Raw genomic sequence first — 20,405 nt, 5'->3', positions numbered from 1 at the left:
CATGAGAGATTGGCTTCGCCGCATTGCCGCCTGTGCAGCCATTGCGTTTTCATCCCTTGCGGCTGCACAGGCGGAACCGCTGGACGTGGTCGCCACCTTCTCGATCATCGGCGATTTCGCGGCAGAAGTCGGCGGCGACCGGATCAGGCTGAAGGTGCTGGTCGGCCCGGATTCCGACACGCATGTCCATGAGCCCCGCCCGGCCGACGCGATCGCGCTGGCCGGCGCCGATGTGGTGCTGACCAACGGGCTGGAATTCGAGGGCTTCCTGACCCGCCTGATCGCCGCCAACGGAACCGATGCCGCCGTCGCCACCCTGACCGACGGGGTCGAGACGATGGAGGAGCCGGGCGGCGGCCATTACCACTATATCGACGGCAAGGCGGTCTTCCATGCCGGCGCGCATGATCCCCATGCCTGGCAATCGGTGCCGAATGCCAAGGTCTATGTGCAGAACATCGCCGCAGCCTTCTGCGCGGCCGATGCCGAAGGCTGCGCCGCCTATCAGGCGAATGCGGCCCGCTATGCCGGCGAACTGGACGCCCTCGATACCGAAATCCGCAGCGCCGTCGCCGCCCTGCCCACGGACCGCCGCACCGTGGTGGTCGCCCACAACGCCTTCCGCTATTTCGAGGCCGCCTATGGCGTGCATTTCCTGTCGCCGCAGGGCGTCTCGACCGAATCCGAGGCCACTGCGGCCGATGTGGCGGGCCTGATCCGCGAGATCCGCGACCGCAAGGCCGCGGCCATCTTCGCCGAGAACATCAGCGACACCAGGCTGCTGGAGCAGATCGCGCGCGAAGCCGGACTGCCGCTGGCAGGCACGCTCTATTCCGACGCGCTGTCCAGCCCGGACGGCCCGGCGCCCGACTACATCGCGATGATGCGCCACAATGCCAGCGCCATCGCCGCGGCGCTGGCCGCCCGCTGACCAGATTGGACCAGCCATTGCCCCGTCCCGGAGCCTTCACCCCGATCCACCATCCAAGGAGACCATCCATGCTCAGACATCTCGCGGGCGCCAGCGCCCTTGCCCTGGTCCTGGCCGGCGCGGCTTTCGCGCAGGACCATGACCACGATCATGAGGACGTCACGCTTTACCGCGTCTTCGTCGGCGATCACGAAAAGGCCCAGGTCACGGCGTTCGACCTGTCCGAACCCGATCATCGCTGGACCTTCCCGACCACCGGCCAGGTCAAGCTGTTCCCGGTCGCAGGTGGCGCGGTGGTGGCCGCGGTGCAGTCCGATGCCGATACGGTGCAGTTCATCCGCAGCGGCATCTCGTTCCACGACCACGGCGACCACCGCGACATCGAGGTCGGCGATCCCGCGGCCATCGACGCCAGCCTGACCGGGCCGCGCCCGTTCCACCTGGTCGATCACGACGGCAAGGTGGTGCTGAACTACGACCAGGGCGGCTATGCCGAGATCCTCGACGGCCACGCGCTGGCCGAGGGCAAGGTCGAGCCGGTCAGGTTCCCGCAGGCCCGCGCCCATCACGGCTTCGTCGCGCCCCTGGGCGACAGTTGGCTCTCCACCATCGCCTCGGACGAGAAGGTCGAGGGCGACGCCTCGGTGCCGCGACTGGGCCTGCAGGCCTTCGACGCCGAGGGCAAGCCGGCAGGCGACCTGGCCAGTTGCACCGCGATCCATGGCGAGGCCTTCTCGGGCGCCTATCTGGCCGCCGGCTGCAAGGAAGGCGTGCTGACCGTCAAGGCAGGCGCGAACGGCCCGGAATACAGGCTGCTGCCCTATCCGGCCGACCTGCCGCAGGGCGTGACCACCGGCACGCTGCTGGGCTCGACCGGCATCCAGGTCTTCCTGGGCAATTACGGCCCCGACGGGCTGGTGGTCATCGACCCGGTGGACGAGCCGCATTACCGCTACATCAAGCTGCCTTTCCGCCGGGTGGATTTCGCGCTCGACCCGGCCAAGCCCTCGACCGGCTACGTGCTGACCGAGGACGGCAGCCTGCACCGCATCGACCTGCTGAAGGCCGAGATCGCGGCCAGCGCCAAGGTGACGGAGCCCTATTCGATGGACGGGCATTGGAACGACCCGCGCCCGCGCCTCGCCCTGGCCGGGGATGAAATCGTCATCACCGATCCCAACGCCGGCCTGGTGCGCCGCATCGCGACCGAGGACCTGTCGGAGCGCGGCACCGTGCCGGTCGAAGGCAAGCCCTACAACATCGCCGTGACCGGCGGCAGCGGCGTCACGCACTGACGCAGGCACGACACGAAAAGGGGGCGGCGAACCGTCCCCTTTTGCTTTCCGGCCCTCGGTCAACCGATCCGGCCGCCGCCCTGTTTCGTGATCGCCACCACCGCCGGGCGCACCGGCATGTCGTCGCGGAAATCCGGCCAGCGGGTGGACAGGTCCTCGTAATAGGACGGGCGGCCGTGGCCCTCCCAATCCTCGCCGCCGTCGCCTGGATGCTGCACCGCCACGAAGAAGGTGGTCAGGTCCGGCGTCGGACAGGGACCGCACATCTCGGCCCCCACGGGCACGCGATAGAACAGCGGCGAGGTGCAGCGCCTCCTGCCCTCGGCATCCCCCGGCGCGGCGACGGGCGGCTTTGCCGGAAGATGCCGGTCAATGCCCCGCGCCCGGACGCCGCCGTCCGAGGACAGCGACATGGCTTTGCCCCGTTTGCCCAGCCGGCGCACCGGCGCAAGGGCCGATGGCGAACAGCCCGACCCTGCCCTAGAAATCCACCGAGGCGGAAAGCTGGAAGGTTCGCGGCGCGCCAAGCGCCACCACATTGCTTGCATTGGCGCCCGCCCAGTAGCTCTGGTCGAAGAGGTTCTTCACCCCGCCGTTCACCGAGACCTTCCTGCCGCCCAGGACCGTCTCATAGCGCATGCCCAGATCGACCCGCGTCCAGTCCGGGATCCTGATGGCATTGGCGTTGTCGACATATTGCGACGAGGTGTGGATCAGCCGCCCGCTGAGCGTCAGCCCCTGCACCCAGGGGGTATCCCATTCCAGGCCAAGGTTGACCGCCAGGGGCGCGGCGCCGGGCGCATGGTTTCCGTCATGGGCGCCGTCCTGCGTCCTGGTCAGGCGGGCCTGCGTATAGCTCACGCCTCCAAGCGCGCGGAGTTCCGGCGCGATCTCGCCCATGATGGCCCATTCGATGCCGCGATTGCGCTGCTCGCCGTTCTCGCGCAGCGTGGGCAGCGGCGCCGTGGCGTAATCGACCAGGGTGCCCGGCTTTTCGACCTGGAACAGGCTGACAGTGTTGATGAAGCCGCCGGTCTCCAGCTTGGCGCCGATCTCGACCTGGCGGGTCTTGTAGGGGGCAAAGACCTGCCCGGCGTTCTGGTAGGCGGCATCGACGATGGTGCCGGGCGACAGGCCCTCGATATAGTTGCCGTAGAAGGACAGATGTTCGCTGGGCTTGACCACCAGCCCGACCATCGGCGTCCAGGCGCTGGAATCGTAGCTGCTGGCGACAAGGCCGGTGGCGGTGTCGTAGCTGTCGGACCGGACCTTCTGGTGGCGGATGCCCAGCGTCAGCAGCGCGCGGTCGTCGAACAGGGACATGGTATCGACGAATGCCAGGCTGGTCATCGTCGATTCGGCGGTCTTCAGCGGCGCGCCTGCGGGGTCCGGCCAGAGGGTGATCGGCAGCGGATCGTAGATGTTGGTCGGGTTGCGGGCAAAGGTGACGCTGGATGCCAGCTCGCGATTCTGCCGCACGGCGCTGACGGCAAAGCGATGCTCGACCCCGCCGGTAGAGAATGCGCCGCGCACCCCGACCTCGGCCGAGCTGCCATCCGATTCATAGGGCCAGTCGGTGACGTTGACGGCGGTGTCGCCGTTCTGGGCCAGCGCGATGGCGATGCCGCCGAAGAAGCCGCTTTGCCGGAAACGCTGCACCCCCAGCCTGGAATAGGCGGTGACGCCGTCGGCAATGTCCAGTTCGGCCTGCAGGACGGCGCCCTGGGTGGTGTAGTCCGACCGGATCCCCGGATAGATGTTGGTGTTGCCGGAGGGCGCGGCGGGCATCTCGGTCAGGCCGGCCGCCGGAGAGGCGTAGAAGGCGATCCCGCCCTCGGTCTTTTCCTGCAGGTGATAGGCGTCGAGCGAAGCGCGGAAGCGCCCTCCCCGATAGTCGAGCCCGACTGCGCCCACCGGAACCTTGCGCGACTGGCCGTCGATGAAGGTTTCGCCGCTGCGATAGCTGCCGTTGACGCGCAGGCCCCATTGCCTTTGCGCGCCAAAGCGCCGGCCTACATCCACATGCGCGCGCAGGGACGAATCCGAATCGAGCCCCATGGTCAGCCGCGCAAGGGGTTCGTCCCCCGCGCGTTTCATGACCAGGTTGATGCCGCCGCCGACCTGGCCCGACGGGGTGATCCCGCTTAGCAGCGCATTCGGGCCCTTCAGGACTTCGACGCGCTCGACGAATTCGACCGGAAGGCTGCCCGACAGCGGGGCAAGGCCATAGAGCCCGTTGATCGCCGCCTCGCCCACGTTCATGTCGAAGCCGCGGATCTTCACGTTCTCGGCCGAGCCATAGGCCGGGGTGGCGCGACGCACCGAGGGTTCGTTGTCCAGCACGTCGGCGACCGTCGCGGCCTGCTGGTCCTGGATCAGCTTGCTGGTATAGCTGGTCTGGTTGAACGGCGTGTCCATCACGCCGGTATTGCCAAGGATGCCAAGCGCGCCGCCCGAGGCGACCTGCCCGCCCGCATAGGCCGGCGGAACGTCCCAGCTTCCCATGCCCTCGCCCTGGATGACGACGGTGTCCAGCAGGATCGAGCCGGGCTCGGCCGCCGCCGGTGCCGCGGGAGTTTGCGCCAGGATGCTGACCGTCCGGGGATTGTTGAACCGATAGCCGAGCCCGGTGCCCGCCAGAAGCCGGGCCAGCGCGGCCTCGGCGGTCATGCTGCCGCTGACGCCGGGGCTGCGGTGGCCGGCGACCACGCGCTCGTCGAAGAAGATCTGCAAGCCGCTGGCCTGGCCGAAGCGGACCAGCGCCGCAGAAAGCGGCTGGGCGGGGATGGCGAAGCTGCCCGTCCCGGCCGTTTCCTGCGCCGCCGCTGCCGGCGCCGTCAGCGGCATGGCTAGCGCCGTCGATGCCAGCAGCATCGCGGTGGCGATCCCCAGCCGAAATCCCGGCAACCCCTTGCGTGTCCGTTCCATCCTTGTCCCTCTTGCATGTGCCATGACCGGCTTTCTGCGGCCCTCGCATGGCAGACACCTGGGAACGGAAAGGTCATTAAGGCGGCGGTGAAAAAAATCATCCGCCGCGGATGAGGGTGATCCCGCCGGGCAGGTTGACCATGCGCAGGTCCAGGGTCTGGACGATGGTTTCCAGCGCCGCATCCGGCGCGTTCGTGTCGAAGATCGCCGTGACCGGGACCGCCGCCACCCCGCTGCCCCAGGCCGAGATGCTGCCGCCGCGCCAGCGCGCGATCTCGGCCAGCACCTCGCCCAGGGGGGTGTTGCGAAAGATCATCCGCCCCTGCCGCCAGGCGCCGATGCGGTCCGGCTCTGCCTGCACCGGCGGCGCAATGTAGTCGCGGCCATAGCTGGATTGCCAGCCCTGGCCCAGTTCGACCGCAGGCAGGCCCGGCAGCTTCAGCGAAACCGCGTGCTCCGCCACCGCAACGTCGACGCGGCCGCCCTGCAGGCAGACGTTGAACCGCGTTCCCAATGCCGCCACCTCTCCGCCCAGGGCCCGGACCGCGAAGGGCCGCGGGTCGGGCGCCACGGCAAAGAACCCCTCGCCCCGCAGCAGCCGGACCAGCCGCCGCTCGGGCCCCAGGTCGACCGAGAGAGCCGAGCGGCTGCCGAGATTGACCAGCGAGCCATCCGCAAGCGCGATGTCGCGCACCTCTCCGGCATCGGTGACATGATCGGCCCGGAACCAGGGACGCGAGACATGCCAGCCGCCGGCGCCGGCGACGGCAAGGCCCGCCAGCCCGCCGATCAGGCGGCGGCGGCTGATGGCCCGGTCGCGGCGGCGCAGGGTGCCGAACTCGGCCTTGACCGGCTCCATCCCGGCCCAGAGCGCATTTGCCTCGTCCCAGGCGGCACGGTTCCTGGCCGAGGCCGCCAGCCATGCCTGGAACCGGCGCTCCAGGTCGGGCGGCGCGCGGTCGTCGTTCAGCCGCACCAGCCATTCCAGCGCCTTGCGCAGCTCGGGGGGGTCCTCGTCCTTCAGCATGCACGGATCCTGAAACGCGTTCCTGCCTCTATGGCACCCCGGCGTCGCTGGCGCATCATCCTTGCCGGAAAAAGTCGCGGCCGAGTTCGCGGCGCAGGTCGGCAAGGGCGTTCACGATCTGCACCATGACGGTATTGCGCGAAATGCCAAGCCGCGCGGCGATCTCGTCATAGGTCAGCTCTCCGAACCGATGCAGCACGAAGATCTCGCGCCGCCGCGGCGGCAGCGCCAGGATCGCCTGCATGACACGGCGCAGGCTTTCGCGGCAGACCAGCACCATCTCGGCCGAGGGCGTGTCCGAGGTGATGGTTTCGACACCGCCGGGCGGGGCATCCACGACGACCCCCTGGCGTTCATGGCGCATGTGGTTCAGCGCCAGATTGCGCGCAACGCGGGCCAGCCAGGCGTCCTGCGCGATCACATGGCCTTGGGGCATGTTCAGCAGCCGCAGGAAGGCGTCATGCACGACATCCTCGGCCGTCGCCCGCTGCCCGGTCACGCGCAGCACCAGGCGTTGCAGCCGGCCCCGCTGGCCAAGATAGAGCTTGTCGAAAGAGAAGGTCGGTTCCATCGTCGCGCGGCACCACAAAGGTTTCGGGGTGGCTGTGCTGGACGGCTTGGCTGCATTCCTCCTACCCCGCGCCCGGCCATGACGCAGCGGCCAGGCCGCGCGGGGCCTAGCGGTGGCAAGCTCGTCCCGCCAGCCACGCAGGCCGCATACCGCCGGCCTGGTGATGCCTGCGGTTTCGCCATCCATGCCGGATCATGATCGGTCCTTGCCGCAGAGGTTTCGGGAATGACGAGGGCCATGTCCGGGCCTCACGCATATCGCTTGGCCCCGGCGACGCAGAGGACGACGATGACGGCGGATGCGATCATGGTCCAGGCGATGGGCTCGCCCAGCAGGATCGCCGCCAGCAGGAAGCCGAAGAAGGGTTGCAGAAGCTGCAACTGCCCGACCCCGGCAATCCCGCCAAGCGCGAGGCCGCGATACCAGAAGATGAAGCCGACCATCATGCTGAAGACCGAGACATAGCCAAGCCCGAGCCAAGCGGGCATGGTGATCAGGGACCATGCAGGCGGCAAGGTGAACAGGCTGATCGCCGCCATGATCGGCAAGGACAGCAGCAAGGCCCAGGAGATGACCTGCCAGCCGCCAAGCCGGCGCGACAGCGTGGCGCCCTCGGCATAGCCCAGCCCGCAGGCCAGGATCGCGGCGATCATCAGCAGGTCGCCGGCCAGCGTGCCGCCCTCGCTGCCATGCAGGGCGAAGCCGGCAACCGCAGCCGCGCCGGCCACCGCAAAGACCCAGAAGGCCGGCGCGGGCCGCTCGCCTCCGCGCAGCACGCCGAAGATGGCGGTCGCCAGCGGCAGCAGCCCGACGAAGACGATGGAATGGGCCGCGGTGATGTGCTGCAGCGCCAGCGCGGTCAGCAGCGGAAAGCCCAGCACGACGCCGAAGGCGACCAGCGCCAAGGACAGCAGGTCGCGGCGCTCGGGCCGGGGCTGGCGCAGCGCCAACAGGCAAGCCGCCCCCAGCAGCGCGGCGATCACCGCACGGGCCGAGGTCAGGAACATCGGCGAGAAATCCGCCACGGCGACGCGGGTGGCCGGCAGCGACCCGCTGAAGATGATGACGCCCAGAAGGCCGCTGCCCCAACCTGCCGTTCCACGTTCCATGGCGATCCCCGCTTTACCATCCCCGGCAATAGCGATCCGGCGCTGGCAACGACAGGAACAGTGCATTACAATTTCTACAATCCGTATGGGTGAAGCGGCCCATACAGCGGGAGAAGGCGCGATGATGGACAGCCAGGAAACCACGCGCACGCAGGCGCTGATGAATGCCGTCCGCGCCAAGATCGCGAACCGGGCGCTCGGCCCCGGCGACCGCCTGCCCTCGGTCCGGGGCTTCGCGAGAACCATGGGTGTCTCGCCCTCGACCGTAGTCGAGGCCTATGACCGGCTGGCGGCGGAGGGTGTCATCCGCGCCAGGCGCGGCTCGGGCTTCTATGTCACCGGCGCCGACCTGCCGCCGATGGCGCTGGCCGGAATGGGGCCGCCGCGCGACCGCGCCGTCGATCCGTTCTGGGTCTCGCGGCAATCGCTCGATGCCGACCCCACGGTCTTGAAGCCGGGCTGCGGCTGGCTGCCTGCCGGTTGGATGCCCAATGCCGCGCTGCGGAAAGGCTTGCGGGCGCTGGCGCGGGCCGAGGACGCCCTGCTGTCCGATTATGGCAGCACCCGCGGCGCGCCGGCGCTGCGGCGCCTGCTGCTGGGCCGGTTCGCCGACGAGGGCATCGCCGCCACGATGGATCAGGTCATGCTGACGGGCTCGGGGACGCAGGCCATCGACCTGATCTGCCGCCTGCTGCTGCGGCCCGAGGATACCGTTCTGGTCGACGATCCCTGCTATTTCAATTTCCAGGCGCTGCTGCGCGCCCATCAGGTGCGGGTCATGGGCATCCCCTTCACCCCCACCGGCCCGGACATCGCCGCCTTCGAGCGCGCCCTCGCCCAGGAAAACCCGCGGCTCTACATCACCAATTCGGCGCTGCACAACCCGACCGGCGCCAGCCTTTCGCCTCAGACCGCGCATCGGGTGCTGAGCGCGGCGGCGGCCCACGGGCTGACCATCGTCGAGGACGACATCTTCGCGGATTTCGAGCCCGCCCTGTCGCCGCGGCTGGCGATCCTCGACGGGCTGAACCGCGTCATCAGGATCGGCAGTTTTTCAAAGACGCTCTCGGCCTCGCTGCGCTGCGGCTATATCGCAGCGCGGCCGGATTGGATCGAAGGGCTGGCCGACCTGCAGGTCGCGACCAGCTTCGGCGGCCCCAGCCCAGTGGCGGCGGAGGTGATCGCAGGCGTTCTGGCTGGCGGCAGCTATCGCAAGCATATGGACGAGCTGCGCCAGCGGCTGACGCGGGCCCGGAAGGAGGCGGAGGACCGGCTGCGGCCGCTTGGCCTGCTTCCCTGGATCATGCCGCGCGGCGGCTTCTACCTGTGGTGCCGCCTACCCGAGGGCCGGGATTCCACCGCCATCGCCCGGCGCTGCCTGGAGGAGAACGTCGTCCTCGCGCCGGGAAACGTCTTCAGCGTCTCGCAATCCGCAAGCGCGTTCCTGCGCTTCAACGTCGCGCAGCTTGGCGATGCGCGGATCTTCCCGGTGCTTCAGGGGGCGATGGAAAAGGCTTGAGGGACTGGACCGATCCGGCTTCGAAAACCCGATGCGTTCGTGCAGACCCTGCGCAGCAAGCCTGGCCCGCGACGGGCTTTGCTGGTCGGCGGCCTGCCCAGGGGCTGCCCATCGCCGGGATCGCCATGGAGATTGCCGCGCCACCTTCGCGACACCGAAAAAAGCCCGCCGGGATCGCGTTGACGGTGCGCCCGCTTTGGCGGATCGTGCCCCGGTATGGCGAACAGGCAGAGGGCCGGAATGGACATCCGCGACGCAGAGGACCAGCATATCGACGGCATTACCGCGATCTACAACGATGCCGTCGCCCATACGACGGCGATCTGGAACGAGACGCAGGTCGATGCCGCCAACCGCATGGCCTGGCTGGCCGACCGCCACCGGGCCGGCTATCCGGTGCTGGTCGCGGTGGACGAAAATGGCGCGGTCCTGGGCTATGCGTCCTTCGGCGACTGGCGTGCCTTCGACGGCTATCGCCATACCGTCGAGCATTCGGTCTATGTGCGTGGCGACCAGCGCGGCGCCGGGATCGGCCGCGCCCTCATGCTGGCGCTGATCGAGCGCGCGCGAGACCTGGGCAAGCATGTGATGGTGGCCGGGATCGAGGCCGGCAATACCGCCTCGATCCGGCTGCACGAGACGCTGGGCTTCGAACAGGCGGGCCATCTGAAGCAGGTCGGCGCCAAGTTCGGCAAATGGCTCGACCTGGCATTTCTTCAACTGATCCTGGACCAGCGCGACGTGCCGGGGCGGTGACGACCAAGCACCGCGATGGCCCCGGCCCAGCGGCTGGAGAGCGAAATCCTAGGGTCCGACAGGTTCCGTCGCCCAACTCAGCACCATGCCGCTGGCGCCGGACAAGACGCGAAGCCCGCCGTAATCGGTGATCGTCGGCGCTTCTTCGCCCTGGGGCACGGTATGGGGCCCGGCAATGCGGATGACCTGGGCGCCCGCTGCCCGCCCGGCCAGCAGGCCGGCTTCCGTGTCCTCGAAAACCAGGCAGCGGCCGATGTCCACGCCCAGCAGCGCAGCCCCTCGACGATAGCCTTCGGGGTCCGGCTTGCCGCGCGACACGTCGTCCGAAGTGACCATGATCCGGGGCAGCGGAAGCCCCGCGGCCGCCATCCGCCGCAGCGCCAGCCTGCGGCTTGCCGAAGTCACCACGGCCCATCGCCCCGGCGCGAGCGAGGCGAGCAGGTCGATGGCGCCTGCGATGGCGACGACCCCATCGACATCCTCGATCTCGCGCGCCTCGACCCAGGCAACCTCCTCAGCGATCCGCAGATGCGGCGGGGCGAAGTGGCGCACGGTATCGACGGCGCGGCGGCCGTGCAGATAGGCAAGAACCTCGGCGACCGGCGCCCCGACGCGATGCGCCCAGCCGGTCCAGACCCGCTCGACGGCCGGGATCGAGGTCAGCAGCGTGCCGTCCATGTCGAACAGGAAGGCTTCGTAGCCTCCAGGGGTTTGCGTCAATTCCATCATCCCGCCCGATTTCCCATCCCGTGGTCTGGACCATTTCGGAACCGATCACAAACCCCGATCGCATCCCTGCCGGTCACGCCATCAGCACCTTCATGGCGCCCTTGGGCGTGCCGGCCCGGAAAACCCCGGCGATCTCGGGCAGCGGCAGCCGATGGGTTATCAGCCTGCCCAGGCCCGGACCGCAGGCCTGGATGACCTCCAGCGCCTCGGCGATATTGCGGTTCAGGGAATGCGTGCCAAAGAGCGATAGCTGGCGGCGAAAGATCTCGAAGGGCGCGATTTCGATCCGCGCCGCGGGCGGGCAGACGCCGAAATACAGCACGTTGCCGCCGTTCGCAGCGTATCCCGGCAGGCCCGCCGCCACCGCCGGCACGCCGGTCGCATCCACCGCCAGGTCGCAGCCGCAGCGCAGCCGATCCAGTTCGGCCGAGCCCTGGGGCAGCGCGCCGAGGCCGAACTCCGCCGCCATGGCCAGCCGGCTCTCGTCCAGGTCGACCATCGCCACCTCGGCCCCGCGCTGGCGCAGGGCGATGCCCATCAGCATGCCGATGGGTCCGGCGCCAAAGACCAGCGCCCGGTCGATCCGCCGTCCGGCCAGGGGCGACAGGCCGTTCAGCACGCAACCCATCGGCTCGGCCAATGCCGCCAGCGCCGGGTCCATGCCGGGGGCGGGCACCAGGGCATCGGCCCGCAGCACGCAGCGCTCGGCAAAGCCGCCGTTGCGGGTCACGCCATAGGCACCGAGGTTTTCGCACAGGTTGACCCGCCCGGCGCGGCAACCGGGACAATCCCCGCAGCCGAGGTTCGGATCGGCCACGACCAGGTCGCCGGGCGCGAAACCCGTCACCCCCTCGCCCGCCGCCAGAACCTCGCCGGCATATTCGTGACCCGGCACCAGCGGGAAGGCCGAGGCGCCGTAATTGCCGCGCAGGATCTCGATGTCGGTATGGCAGATGCCGCTGGCGCGGATGGCGATCAGCACCTCGCCCGGTCCGGGTTCGGGATCGGGCAGGGTTTCGACGGCGACTTGGCCGCCCTGGCGAAAGACGATGGCTTGCATGTGGACCCCGGATGAGAGGGCGGCCCCGGCGGGCGGGGGCCGCGCAGGTGAAAGCTCAGGCCAGCCAGTTGCCGCCGTCGACGCCGAAGGTCTGCCCGACGATGTAATCGGCCTCGGGCGTGGCCAGGAAGATCGCCATGCCGGTCAGGTCCGAGGCGACGCCCATGCGGCCAAAGGGGACGGCTGCCCCGACCCGCTTTTTCTTCTCGCCGGGCTTCAGCCCCTCGAAACGGGCGAAATGCTCGTCCACCATGTCCCAATGCTCGCCGTCCACCACGCCGGGGGCGATGGCGTTGACGTTGATGCCGTGGCGGATCAGGCCAAGGCCCGCGCTTTGCGTCATGCTGATGACGGCGGCCTTGCTGGCGCAATAGACCGCCACCAGGGGTTCGCCGCGGCGCCCGGCTTGGCTGGCCATGTTGATGATCTTGCCGCCCTTGCCGCCCGCGATCATGTGTTTCGCGGCCGCTTGCATGCAGAAGAAGGCCCCGGTCATGTTCACGGCGATGACGCGGTCGTAATCGGCGCGGGTCACTTCCTCGACCGGGGCGGCGGTGAACAGCGCCGCGTTGTTGATGAGGATGTCGAGATGGCCGAATCGAGCGATCACCTCGGCGAAGCCCGCGTCGATGCTGTCCTGTTTCGTGACATCCATCTGCACCGCGATGGCCTGCGGCCCCAGGCTTTCGGCGGCGGCGCGCACGGCATCGGCGTTGATGTCGGCCAGGGCGACACGGGCGCCCTCGGCGATATAGGCGCGGGCGAATTCCAGCCCGATGCCGCGCGCGGCGCCGGTGATGAGGGCGGTTTTGCCTTGCAGTCTCATGTCATGGACCTTCCATCTTCAGAGAAACGATAAATGCGGTCGGGACGCGGCGTCAGGCGCAGGGTGTCGCCGGGGTTCAGCCCGCGTTCGCCGCTGACGCGGACGGTCAGCTCGCCCAGTTCGGGGCTGTCCACCTTGAGGAAGGTGTCCGAACCCAGATGCTCGGCCAGATGAACCCGGCCCTGCCAGCCGCCCTCGGCCGCGATCTCCAGATGCTCGGGGCGGATGCCGATGGTATGGGCACCGTGTTTCGCCGCCTCGGGGCCGGTGATGAAGTTCATCCGGGGGCTGCCGATGAAGCCCGCGACGAAGATGTTCGCGGGTGCGTTGTAGAGTTCCAGCGGGCTGCCCACCTGCTCGATGCGTCCGGCGTGCAGGACGACGATCTTGTCGGCCATGGTCATGGCCTCGACCTGGTCGTGGGTGACGTAGATCATCGTCGTCTTGAGCTTCTGGTGCAGTTCGGTGATCTCGTGGCGCATGGTCACGCGCAGCGCGGCATCCAGGTTCGACAGCGGCTCGTCAAAGAGAAATGCCGCCGGTTCGCGCACGATGGCGCGGCCGATGGCGACGCGCTGGCGCTGGCCGCCGGAAAGCTGGCCCGGACGGCGGTCGAGATAGTTCGACAGGTTCAGGATGCGCGCCGCATCCTCGACGCGGCGGTCCTGCTCGGCCGGCGGCATGCCGGCCATCTTCAGCGGAAAGGCGATGTTCTTCCTGACCGACATATGCGGGTAGAGCGCATAGCTCTGGAACACCATCGCCAGCCCGCGCTCGCCCGGAGGGGCGTTGCTGGCCTCTTTCCCGTCGATGACGATCTGGCCGGAGCTGATGTCCTCGAGCCCGGCGATCAGCCGCAGCAGCGTGGACTTGCCGCAGCCCGAAGGGCCGACGAAGACGACGAACTCGCCGTGGTTGATCTGCAGGTCGATGCCGGGAATGACCTCGGCCTCGCCGAAGGCCTTGCGGACCTTGTTGAGCGTAATCTGTCCCATTGGGTTTACCTCACTTCACCGCGCCGAATGTCAGGCCGCGGACCAGTTGCTTCTGGCTGAACCAGCCAAGGATCAGGATCGGGGCGATGGCCATGGTCGAGGCCGCCGAAAGTTTCGCGTAGAACAGCCCCTCGGGCGAGGAATAGCTGGCGATGAAGGCCGTCAGCGGCGCCGCTTTCGAGGTGGTCAGCTGCAGGGTCCAGAACGCCTCGTTCCAGGCCAGGATCACGTTCAGCAGCAAGGTCGAGGCGATGCCGGGCACCGCCATCGGCGTCAGCACGTAAAGGATTTCCTTGCCAAGGCTGGCGCCGTCCATCCGCGCCGCTTCCAGGATCTCGGACGGGATCTCGCGAAAATAGGTGTAGAGCATCCAGACCACGATCGGCAGGTTGATCAGCGTCATCACCACCGTCAGCCCGATCCGCGTATCCAGCAGGCCGAAGTCGCGGAACATCAGGTAGATCGGGATCAAGACGCCCACGGCCGGCATCATCTTGGTCGACAGCATCCACATCAGCAGGTCCTTGGTCCGCCGGCCGGGCTGGAAGGCCATGGCCCAGGCGGCCGGAATGGCGACGATCAGCGCCAGCACCGTCGAGCCGACCGAGATGATGACCGAGTTCATGAAATGCGCGCCGTAGTTCGAGCGGGCCTGCACCTCGGCATAGCTGGCCGTTGTCCAGGGCGCCGACAGCACCTGCAAGGGCGTGCGGATCGCATCGGTCTCGGACTTGAAGCTGAGGATCACCGTCCACAGGATCGGCAGGAAGATCAGGAAACCGATGCTCCATGCCGCCACAGTGACAACGGCCCGTTGGGTGGGGGAAGTCTTGCGTGCCATGGCTTCCTCAAGCGTCCAGGTTCTTGCCGATCATCCGCATCAGGAAGATCGCGACGATATTGGCCAGGATGACCGCGATGATGCCGCCGGCCGAGCCGCCGCCCACGTCGAAGGACAGAAGCGATTGCGAATAGACCAGGAACGGCAGGTTGGTCGATGCAACGCCCGGACCGCCGTTGGTCGTGACCAGGATCTCGGCAAAGATCGACAACAGGAAGATGGTCTGGATCAGCACCACCACGGTGATCGAGCGCGTCAGATGCGGCAGCGTCAGGTAGCGAAAGCGCGAAAGCCAGCCGGCGCCGTCCATCTCGGCCGCCTCCATCTGCTCGCTGTCCAAGGATTGCAGCGCGGTCAGCAGGATCAGCGTGGCAAAGGGCAGCCAGCTCCAGGAAACGATCAGGATGATCGACATCAGCGGCGCCTGCGACAGGAAATCCAGCGGCGCGAACCCCAGCGCCTTGGCCAGATGCGCGAACATGCCGTTGACCGGGTTCATGAAGAAGTTCTTCCACACCAGCGCCGAGACCGTGGGCATGACGAAGAAGGGCGCGATGATCATGACCCGCACGATCCCCTGCCCCCAGAAGGGCTGGTTCAGCAGCAAGGCCAGGGCGATGCCGCCGATCACGGTGATCGCTAGCACGCCAAGGACCAGATACAGCGTGTTCTTCAGCGCGATCCAGAACGAGGGCTGCGTCGCGAAGTAATAGTAATTGTCGAAACCCGCCCAGGTCTCCATGCCGGGCATGAGCAGGTTGTAGCGCAGGAAGCTGAAATAAACGGTCATGCCCAGGGGTACGATCATCCACAAGAGCAGCAGGATGACCGAGGGCGAGACCATCAGGCGCGCAAGCGCGCGCGAATGCGCGGTGGCCATGCGTGTCTCCAATGAAAGATGATCGGCGTGTGCGGACGGGAAATCGGCCGCTCTCGAAAAGGGCGGAGCTTGCCGCTCCGCCCCCCTCCAGGGAGGAGCCCTTTACTTGGGGTAGCCGGCGCGGGTCATCTCGCGCGCCGCGTAGTCCTGGGCGGCCTTCAGGGCCGCTTCGACGCTCGTCTGCCCGGCCAGCGCGGCCGAGATCTGCTGGCCGACGACCGTGCCGATGCCCTGGAACTCGGGGATCGTCACATATTGGATGCCGGTATAGGGCACCGGATCCTTCGTGGGCTTGGCCGGATCTGCCGCCTCGATCGAGGCCAGCACGGTCGCGGCGAAGGGCGCGGCTTCTTGATATTCGGGCAGCGCGTAGGTCGACAGCCGCGTGCCCGGCGGCACGGCGACCCAGCCCTCGTTTTCGCCGACCAGCTTCACGTAATCCTTCGAGGTCGCCCAGGCGATGAAGGACTTGGCCACGTCGGCCTTGGTCGAGCTGGAGGGGATGGCCAGCGACCAGGCCCAGAACCAGGCCGAACCCGCCGGGGTGACTGCCTGCGGCGCGGGGGCGAAGGCGATCTTGTCGGCGACCTCGCTTTGCTTGGGGTCGTAGACCCGGCCCGCGGCCGAGGTGGCGTCGATCCAGATCGCGCATTTGCCGGTCTGGAACAGCGCCTGGTTCTCGTTGAAGCCGTTGCTGACCGCGCCGGGGGGCCCGTATTTGGTCATCAGGTCGACGTAATAGGTGATGGCCTGCTGCCAGGGCTGGCTGTCGATCTGCGGCTGCCAGTTCATGTCGAACCATTGCCCGCCATGGGTGTTCACCAAGGTGCCAAGGAAGGCCATGTTCTCGCCCCAGCCCGGCTTGCCGCGCAGGCAGATGCCGTATTGTTCCTTGGACTTGTCGGTCAGCTTTTCGGCAAACTCGCCGATCTGGTCATAGGTCGGCTGCTCGGGCATTGTCAGCCCCGCCGCCTCGAACAGATCCTTGCGATACATGGTGAACGAGCTTTCGGCGTAGAACGGCGCCGCGACCAGCTTGCCATCGGCCGAAAGCCCGGCCGCGACCGAGGGGATCAGGTCGCCGTAGTCGTAATCCTCGCCCAGGTCGTCGAGCGGCATCAGCCAGCCCTGCTTGCCCCAGATCGGCGCCTCGTAGGAGCCGACGGTCATGATGTCGAATTGTCCGCCCTTGGTGGCGATGTCGGTCGTCACCCGCTGGCGCAACACATTCTCTTCCAGGATCACCCAGTTGATCTTGTGCCCGGTGGCCTTTTCCCATTCGGGGGCCAGTTTCTGCATGATGATCATGTCGCCGTTGTTCACGGTGGCGATGGTCAGTTCCTCGGCCTGCGCGGCGCCCGTCAGGGCGATCGCCGTCGCGGCCAGCAACGCCGTCTTCAGTTTCATCCTTGTCCTCCCTCGGTGAAGCTGTTGCCAAGGAAGCTACGGATTTCCACCGAATGGGTCAATCAATATTTTTACGCGCGAAAATTTTTTAGAAGTCGCGAACAAATAATCAGGCCGAGGCACGCAGGATCAGCCTGCCCTCCAACCGGCGTAGCGGGCTGGACGGGCGCACCCCGTCCTCGATCATGCCGAAAAGCGTCGAGACGCTGTTTTCCGCAATGGAAACATAATCTTGCGCCACCGTTGTCAGGGCCGGCGCGGTAAAGCGGGCCATCGGGTGGTCGTCATGGCCGGCTACGCGCAGCGCCGTGGCGGCACCGCGCCCGACCCGCAGCCCCTTTTCAAAGGCCGCCGCGATCAGCCCGATCGCCATGCGGTCGTTGGCGCAAAGCACGGTATTCGTCGGCAGCTGATGCGTGGGCAGCAGGCGCAGCCCGGCATTGTAGCCCAGTTCCTCGAAGTCCCAGCCGGCCGATTCGGCCGGGATCACATGCGGCTCGAAGCCTTGCTCCTCCATGGCGCGGACGTAGGCTTCGCGGCGTTCGCGGGCATTGGTGTTGACGGCGGGCATGTCCAGGAAACAGGGCGGCTCGCCGCTGCGGCACAGGTAGTCGACCATCAGCCCGACGCTTTGGAAATTGTCGGTGCCGACGAAAATCTCGTCCCCGTTCATGTGGTTGTCGAAGATCACCGCGGGAATGTCCGCCGCAAGCTGCCGGATGCGGTCCGAGACGGAAGTGTCCCCCAGGGGCGCGATGATCGCCCCGGCGATGCGCAGGGAATAGAGCATCTCGATGGCACTCAGCTCGCGCTCGGCATCGCCGTGCGAGCCCAGGACGATGGCCCAATAGCCCGCCTCGACGCAGCGCGTCTCGATCTGGCGGACGATCTCGGCATAGAAGGGATCGACGATATGCGGGACGATGATGCCGATGTTCTTGGTGAACTTGCGGTTCTGGTTGATGGCGAACAGGTTCGGCCGATAGCCGTAGCGGGCGATGGCCTCTTCGATCCGCTCGCGGGTCGAACGGCGGACGCTGGACGGGTCGTTGAAATATTTCGAGATCGTCGGCCGCGAGATGCCGCTGACCGCCGAAAACTCTTCCATATTCCTGATCTTCTGCTCTTCCATGCAGCCTCCCCTTTCGGTTGGAAATCCGAAAGCAATATCTTGTCTCGCGTAAAGACTTATCTTGACAATATCAGCCGCGAAACGGCGAGGGTCAATAGCCGCGATCCCTGGTGCAGCATGGTCGGGAACGGCGAAGGGCCGGGAAGATCCCGGCCCTTGCACGGCGGCGGGGCCGTTCAGGAACAGCAGGCCGCCACATAATCCTGCGCCAGCCGCTCGACCGCCGCCAGCGCCAGATCCCTGGCGCGAGGCCGCAGGCGGCCGGCCCGGACCGCGGGATAAAGCCCGCCCAGATATTGCGCGACCAGCGTCTCGGGCAGGTCCACCCCGTCCAGCAGCGCGAAAAGCTCGTCCACCGCCTGCTCGGCGGCAGGCTGCGGCCAGTAATAGCGGATGCGGTCGCTGTAGGAGAAATGCCGCTGCAAGGCGCGCTCGGCATCGGTGCCGTGATAGTAGCGGTCCCAGTTGCCGGGCGCCTCCAGCATCACCGCCTCCATGGCCTGGCGCAGGGTCCGCTGGCGCCGGCCGGGGAACAGTTCCCCGGCGATGGCATCCAGCCCGTAAAGCGCCTCGCGCAGCACGAAGGTCAGGCCCGGCCCGACCTTGAGGATGGCGAAACCATCGCGGACCAGGGCGGCCAGCGCATCGCGGGTCTGGTAGTCGGTCGAATGCGCCTCGAAGACCGTGCCGGGCATTTGCGCCAGCGCGGCGGACAGGTCGTGCGCCGCCGCGGGGTCATAGTCGATGACGTTGTGATTGCCGAACTCGACCCCCGGCTGCACCACCAGGCCGATGACGCGGGCGAAGGCGTCCTGCTGGCCCGCATCCGCGAAGGCCCGCCGATGCACATCGAAGGTGGTCAGGGCGGCATCGGGGCTGGTCAGCTCCAACCCCTCGATCTCTTCCATTGCGCCGCCGGGGATCGGAACCTCGGTGCCGATGATATAGACCGGGGCAACGCCGCCCTGGGGTCGCGCCGCCTCGGCCGCCGCGGCCAGCCGCGCCGCACGGGTCGCGGTTTCGGCATCGTCCAGCGCCACCGGCTCGCCGGCGCAGCCCATGGAACAGTCCAGGTGCAGCTTGGTGAAGCCAGCCGCGGCAAAGGCGCGGATCATCACCTCGGCCCTCTCCATCGCCTGGTCGGCGGGCAGGCCCTTCCACGGGTTCGGGCCCAGATGGTCGCCGCCCAGGATCAGCCGCTCCGGCGGGAAGCCCGTGCGCGCCGCGATCCCTTCCACGAAGCGGCGGAAATCGGCGGGGGTCATGCCGGTATAGCCGCCGTCCTGGTTGACCTGGTTGCAGGTCGCCTCGATCAGCAGCGGCAGGGGGGTCGGCAGGGTGCAGCGCATCGCCGCCTCGATCGCCATGGGATGCGCGGTGCAGATCGAAGGGATGCCCGAGGGGCCGTGACCATCGCGCCATTCCGCAATGGATTTCAGAGGATTATAGGTCATACTTCAGCCTTTTTGTTCCGAAAGCAGCGCGTCCAGTTCCGCGCGGGTCGAGGTGCCCTCCATCGGCCCCAGCCGGGTCACGGCGCGCGCGCCCGCGGCATTGGCCAGGCGCAGCGCCTCGGCCGGGTCGGACCCGGCCAGCCACAGGCTGAGAAAGGCGCCGCCGAAGGTGTCGCCGGCCCCCGTGGGATCGACCTCCTCGACCGCCAGCGGCTTGGCATCGACGCGCAGGCCGCGCTGGAACAGGCTGGCCCCGCCCGCGCCGCGCTTGACGACCACGGTGCGGATGCCGCGATCCAGCAGGGCGGCGATCACCGCCGGCTCATCCCGGCCCGCATCGAACAGGAACAGCTCCTCGCCCGAGGGCATGAACAGGTCGGTCATCGCCAGCACCGCCGCCAGCGCCGCGCGCATGCCGGGCGCGTCCAGCAGTTCCGGCCGCAGGTTCGGGTCGAACGAGATGGTGCCGCCCTGCGCCTTGATGCGCCGCGCCGCGTCCATCACCATCCCGCCCAGCTCCGGCGCCGAGAAGGCCGAGCCCATGACATGCAGGTGGGTGCAGCTTTCGATCAGCGCCTCGGATGCCGCGGTCGGCCGCAGCTTGCCGCAGGCGGCGTGGCGGATGTTGTAGACGAAGGCGCGGCTGCCATCCTCGCGGTAGCGGACGAAGGCGCTGCCGGTGCTTTCGCCCGCCGCGATCTCGATGCCCGAGACATCCACCCCGTCGGCCCGCAGCCTTTTAAGGTTCACCCGGCCGAAATCGTCGTCGCCCACGCGCGAGATGATGGCGCAAGGCGTTCCCAGCTTGCCGACCTGGTCGATGAAGATGGCGGGCGCGCCCGAGGGGAAGGGGCCGACCAGCGGCTGCGCCGCAAGAAAGCCGTTGCCGCGGGTGGTCGCCACGATCTCGACGAGAACCTCGCCGATGGTCAGAACCTTGTTCAT

General features: G+C 67.7%; 18 protein-coding genes and 1 pseudogene. 4 read left to right on the top strand and 15 right to left on the bottom strand.

What is annotated here, in order from left to right:
• Window position 1: 1 nt before the first annotated feature.
• Window positions 2–931 carry a zinc ABC transporter substrate-binding protein AztC gene (gene aztC, locus IT40_RS12725; protein WP_036755558.1) on the top strand — a complete coding sequence of 310 codons (930 nt, stop codon included), beginning with the start codon at window positions 2–4 and terminating at the stop codon, window positions 929–931.
• Window positions 932–999: 68 nt separating this feature from the next.
• Complete coding sequence (locus IT40_RS12720) at window positions 1,000–2,226, top strand: metallochaperone AztD (protein ID WP_036755556.1); 1,227 nt, start codon at window positions 1,000–1,002, stop codon at window positions 2,224–2,226.
• A 59-nt stretch (window positions 2,227–2,285) separates the two neighbouring features.
• On the opposite strand, the pseudogene IT40_RS12715 reads toward IT40_RS12720, so the two are convergent.
• The 5 genes and pseudogenes from IT40_RS12715 to IT40_RS12695 form a co-directional block, all read right to left on the bottom strand.
• Window positions 2,286–2,555 (bottom strand): annotated as a pseudogene (locus IT40_RS12715) (alkaline phosphatase PhoX); the annotation flags it as partial.
• A 151-nt stretch (window positions 2,556–2,706) separates the two neighbouring features.
• Entirely contained in the window at window positions 2,707–5,154 is a 2,448-nt protein-coding gene (locus IT40_RS12710; RefSeq protein WP_166436127.1) for a TonB-dependent receptor, read from the bottom strand.
• A gap of 97 nt (window positions 5,155–5,251) precedes the next feature.
• The gene (locus IT40_RS12705) at window positions 5,252–6,181 is read right to left on the bottom strand and encodes a FecR family protein (RefSeq protein ID WP_036755548.1); all 930 of its coding nucleotides are present in this window, start codon (window positions 6,179–6,181) and stop codon (window positions 5,252–5,254) included.
• Between the two features lie 55 nt (window positions 6,182–6,236).
• Window positions 6,237–6,752 (bottom strand): RNA polymerase sigma factor, encoded by a 516-nt coding sequence (locus IT40_RS12700; RefSeq protein WP_036755545.1) that lies wholly within the window; start codon window positions 6,750–6,752, stop codon window positions 6,237–6,239.
• Between the two features lie 248 nt (window positions 6,753–7,000).
• Window positions 7,001–7,861 (bottom strand): DMT family transporter, encoded by an 861-nt coding sequence (locus IT40_RS12695; protein WP_036755543.1) that lies wholly within the window; start codon window positions 7,859–7,861, stop codon window positions 7,001–7,003.
• Between the two features lie 121 nt (window positions 7,862–7,982).
• Between IT40_RS12695 and IT40_RS12690 the strand changes: the two genes are divergently transcribed.
• A complete protein-coding gene (locus IT40_RS12690) occupies window positions 7,983–9,380 on the top strand; it encodes an aminotransferase-like domain-containing protein (protein WP_243700252.1) in 1,398 nt (465 codons plus the stop codon).
• Between the two features lie 240 nt (window positions 9,381–9,620).
• Entirely contained in the window at window positions 9,621–10,136 is a 516-nt protein-coding gene (locus IT40_RS12685) for a GNAT family N-acetyltransferase (protein ID WP_036755541.1), read from the top strand.
• Window positions 10,137–10,184: 48 nt separating this feature from the next.
• Here the strand turns inward: IT40_RS12685 and IT40_RS12680 are convergent, their stop codons facing one another.
• The 10 genes from IT40_RS12680 to IT40_RS12635 form a co-directional block, all read right to left on the bottom strand.
• A complete protein-coding gene (locus tag IT40_RS12680; RefSeq protein WP_243700253.1) occupies window positions 10,185–10,856 on the bottom strand; it encodes an HAD-IA family hydrolase in 672 nt (223 codons plus the stop codon).
• A gap of 82 nt (window positions 10,857–10,938) precedes the next feature.
• Window positions 10,939–11,925 carry a zinc-dependent alcohol dehydrogenase family protein gene (locus IT40_RS12675; protein ID WP_036755535.1) on the bottom strand — a complete coding sequence of 329 codons (987 nt, stop codon included), beginning with the start codon at window positions 11,923–11,925 and terminating at the stop codon, window positions 10,939–10,941.
• Between the two features lie 55 nt (window positions 11,926–11,980).
• The gene (locus IT40_RS12670) at window positions 11,981–12,751 is read right to left on the bottom strand and encodes an L-iditol 2-dehydrogenase (RefSeq protein WP_036755532.1); all 771 of its coding nucleotides are present in this window, start codon (window positions 12,749–12,751) and stop codon (window positions 11,981–11,983) included.
• On the bottom strand, window positions 12,748–13,746 hold the full coding sequence (locus IT40_RS12665) for an ABC transporter ATP-binding protein (RefSeq protein WP_036755530.1): 999 nt from the start codon (window positions 13,744–13,746) through the stop codon (window positions 12,748–12,750). Before IT40_RS12665 ends, IT40_RS12670 begins: the two co-directional genes overlap by 4 nt.
• Before the next feature lie 10 nt (window positions 13,747–13,756).
• Complete coding sequence (locus IT40_RS12660) at window positions 13,757–14,587, bottom strand: carbohydrate ABC transporter permease (RefSeq protein ID WP_036755527.1); 831 nt, start codon at window positions 14,585–14,587, stop codon at window positions 13,757–13,759.
• A gap of 7 nt (window positions 14,588–14,594) precedes the next feature.
• Window positions 14,595–15,467 (bottom strand): carbohydrate ABC transporter permease, encoded by an 873-nt coding sequence (locus IT40_RS12655; RefSeq protein ID WP_036755523.1) that lies wholly within the window; start codon window positions 15,465–15,467, stop codon window positions 14,595–14,597.
• Between the two features lie 102 nt (window positions 15,468–15,569).
• The gene (locus tag IT40_RS12650) at window positions 15,570–16,874 is read right to left on the bottom strand and encodes an ABC transporter substrate-binding protein (RefSeq protein WP_036755520.1); all 1,305 of its coding nucleotides are present in this window, start codon (window positions 16,872–16,874) and stop codon (window positions 15,570–15,572) included.
• Between the two features lie 109 nt (window positions 16,875–16,983).
• Window positions 16,984–18,006 (bottom strand): LacI family DNA-binding transcriptional regulator, encoded by a 1,023-nt coding sequence (locus IT40_RS12645; RefSeq protein ID WP_036755517.1) that lies wholly within the window; start codon window positions 18,004–18,006, stop codon window positions 16,984–16,986.
• A 176-nt stretch (window positions 18,007–18,182) separates the two neighbouring features.
• Window positions 18,183–19,460 (bottom strand): D-tagatose-bisphosphate aldolase, class II, non-catalytic subunit, encoded by a 1,278-nt coding sequence (locus IT40_RS12640; RefSeq protein WP_036755514.1) that lies wholly within the window; start codon window positions 19,458–19,460, stop codon window positions 18,183–18,185.
• A 3-nt stretch (window positions 19,461–19,463) separates the two neighbouring features.
• Window positions 19,464–20,405: a tagatose kinase gene (locus IT40_RS12635; protein ID WP_036755511.1), complete on the bottom strand. Its 942-nt coding sequence runs from the start codon at window positions 20,403–20,405 to the stop codon at window positions 19,464–19,466.

Source organism: Paracoccus versutus (assembly GCF_000763885.1).
Taxonomy (GTDB): domain Bacteria; phylum Pseudomonadota; class Alphaproteobacteria; order Rhodobacterales; family Rhodobacteraceae; genus Paracoccus; species Paracoccus versutus.
The sequence above is the reverse complement of the archived record's forward strand: the minus strand, read 5'-3'. Positions and strand labels throughout refer to the sequence as shown.

Bases quoted from the DNA above. Each gene is read 5' to 3' on its own strand.
- IT40_RS12645 (WP_036755517.1), bottom strand. From the start codon at position 18,006: ATGGAAGAGCAGAAGATCAGGAATATGGAAGAGTTTTCGGCGGTCAGC.
- IT40_RS12640 (WP_036755514.1), bottom strand. From the start codon at position 19,460: ATGACCTATAATCCTCTGAAATCCATTGCGGAATGGCGCGATGGTCAC.
- IT40_RS12720 (WP_036755556.1), top strand. From the start codon at position 1,000: ATGCTCAGACATCTCGCGGGCGCCAGCGCCCTTGCCCTGGTCCTGGCC.
- IT40_RS12650 (WP_036755520.1), bottom strand. From the start codon at position 16,874: ATGAAACTGAAGACGGCGTTGCTGGCCGCGACGGCGATCGCCCTGACG.
- IT40_RS12700 (WP_036755545.1), bottom strand. From the start codon at position 6,752: ATGGAACCGACCTTCTCTTTCGACAAGCTCTATCTTGGCCAGCGGGGC.
- aztC (WP_036755558.1), top strand. From the start codon at position 2: ATGAGAGATTGGCTTCGCCGCATTGCCGCCTGTGCAGCCATTGCGTTT.
- IT40_RS12710 (WP_166436127.1), bottom strand. From the start codon at position 5,154: ATGGAACGGACACGCAAGGGGTTGCCGGGATTTCGGCTGGGGATCGCC.
- IT40_RS12695 (WP_036755543.1), bottom strand. From the start codon at position 7,861: ATGGAACGTGGAACGGCAGGTTGGGGCAGCGGCCTTCTGGGCGTCATC.
- IT40_RS12655 (WP_036755523.1), bottom strand. From the start codon at position 15,467: ATGGCCACCGCGCATTCGCGCGCGCTTGCGCGCCTGATGGTCTCGCCC.
- IT40_RS12665 (WP_036755530.1), bottom strand. From the start codon at position 13,746: ATGGGACAGATTACGCTCAACAAGGTCCGCAAGGCCTTCGGCGAGGCC.
- IT40_RS12705 (WP_036755548.1), bottom strand. From the start codon at position 6,181: ATGCTGAAGGACGAGGACCCCCCCGAGCTGCGCAAGGCGCTGGAATGG.
- IT40_RS12675 (WP_036755535.1), bottom strand. From the start codon at position 11,925: ATGCAAGCCATCGTCTTTCGCCAGGGCGGCCAAGTCGCCGTCGAAACC.
- IT40_RS12660 (WP_036755527.1), bottom strand. From the start codon at position 14,587: ATGGCACGCAAGACTTCCCCCACCCAACGGGCCGTTGTCACTGTGGCG.
- IT40_RS12635 (WP_036755511.1), bottom strand. From the start codon at position 20,405: ATGAACAAGGTTCTGACCATCGGCGAGGTTCTCGTCGAGATCGTGGCG.
- IT40_RS12670 (WP_036755532.1), bottom strand. From the start codon at position 12,751: ATGAGACTGCAAGGCAAAACCGCCCTCATCACCGGCGCCGCGCGCGGC.
- IT40_RS12690 (WP_243700252.1), top strand. From the start codon at position 7,983: ATGATGGACAGCCAGGAAACCACGCGCACGCAGGCGCTGATGAATGCC.
- IT40_RS12685 (WP_036755541.1), top strand. From the start codon at position 9,621: ATGGACATCCGCGACGCAGAGGACCAGCATATCGACGGCATTACCGCG.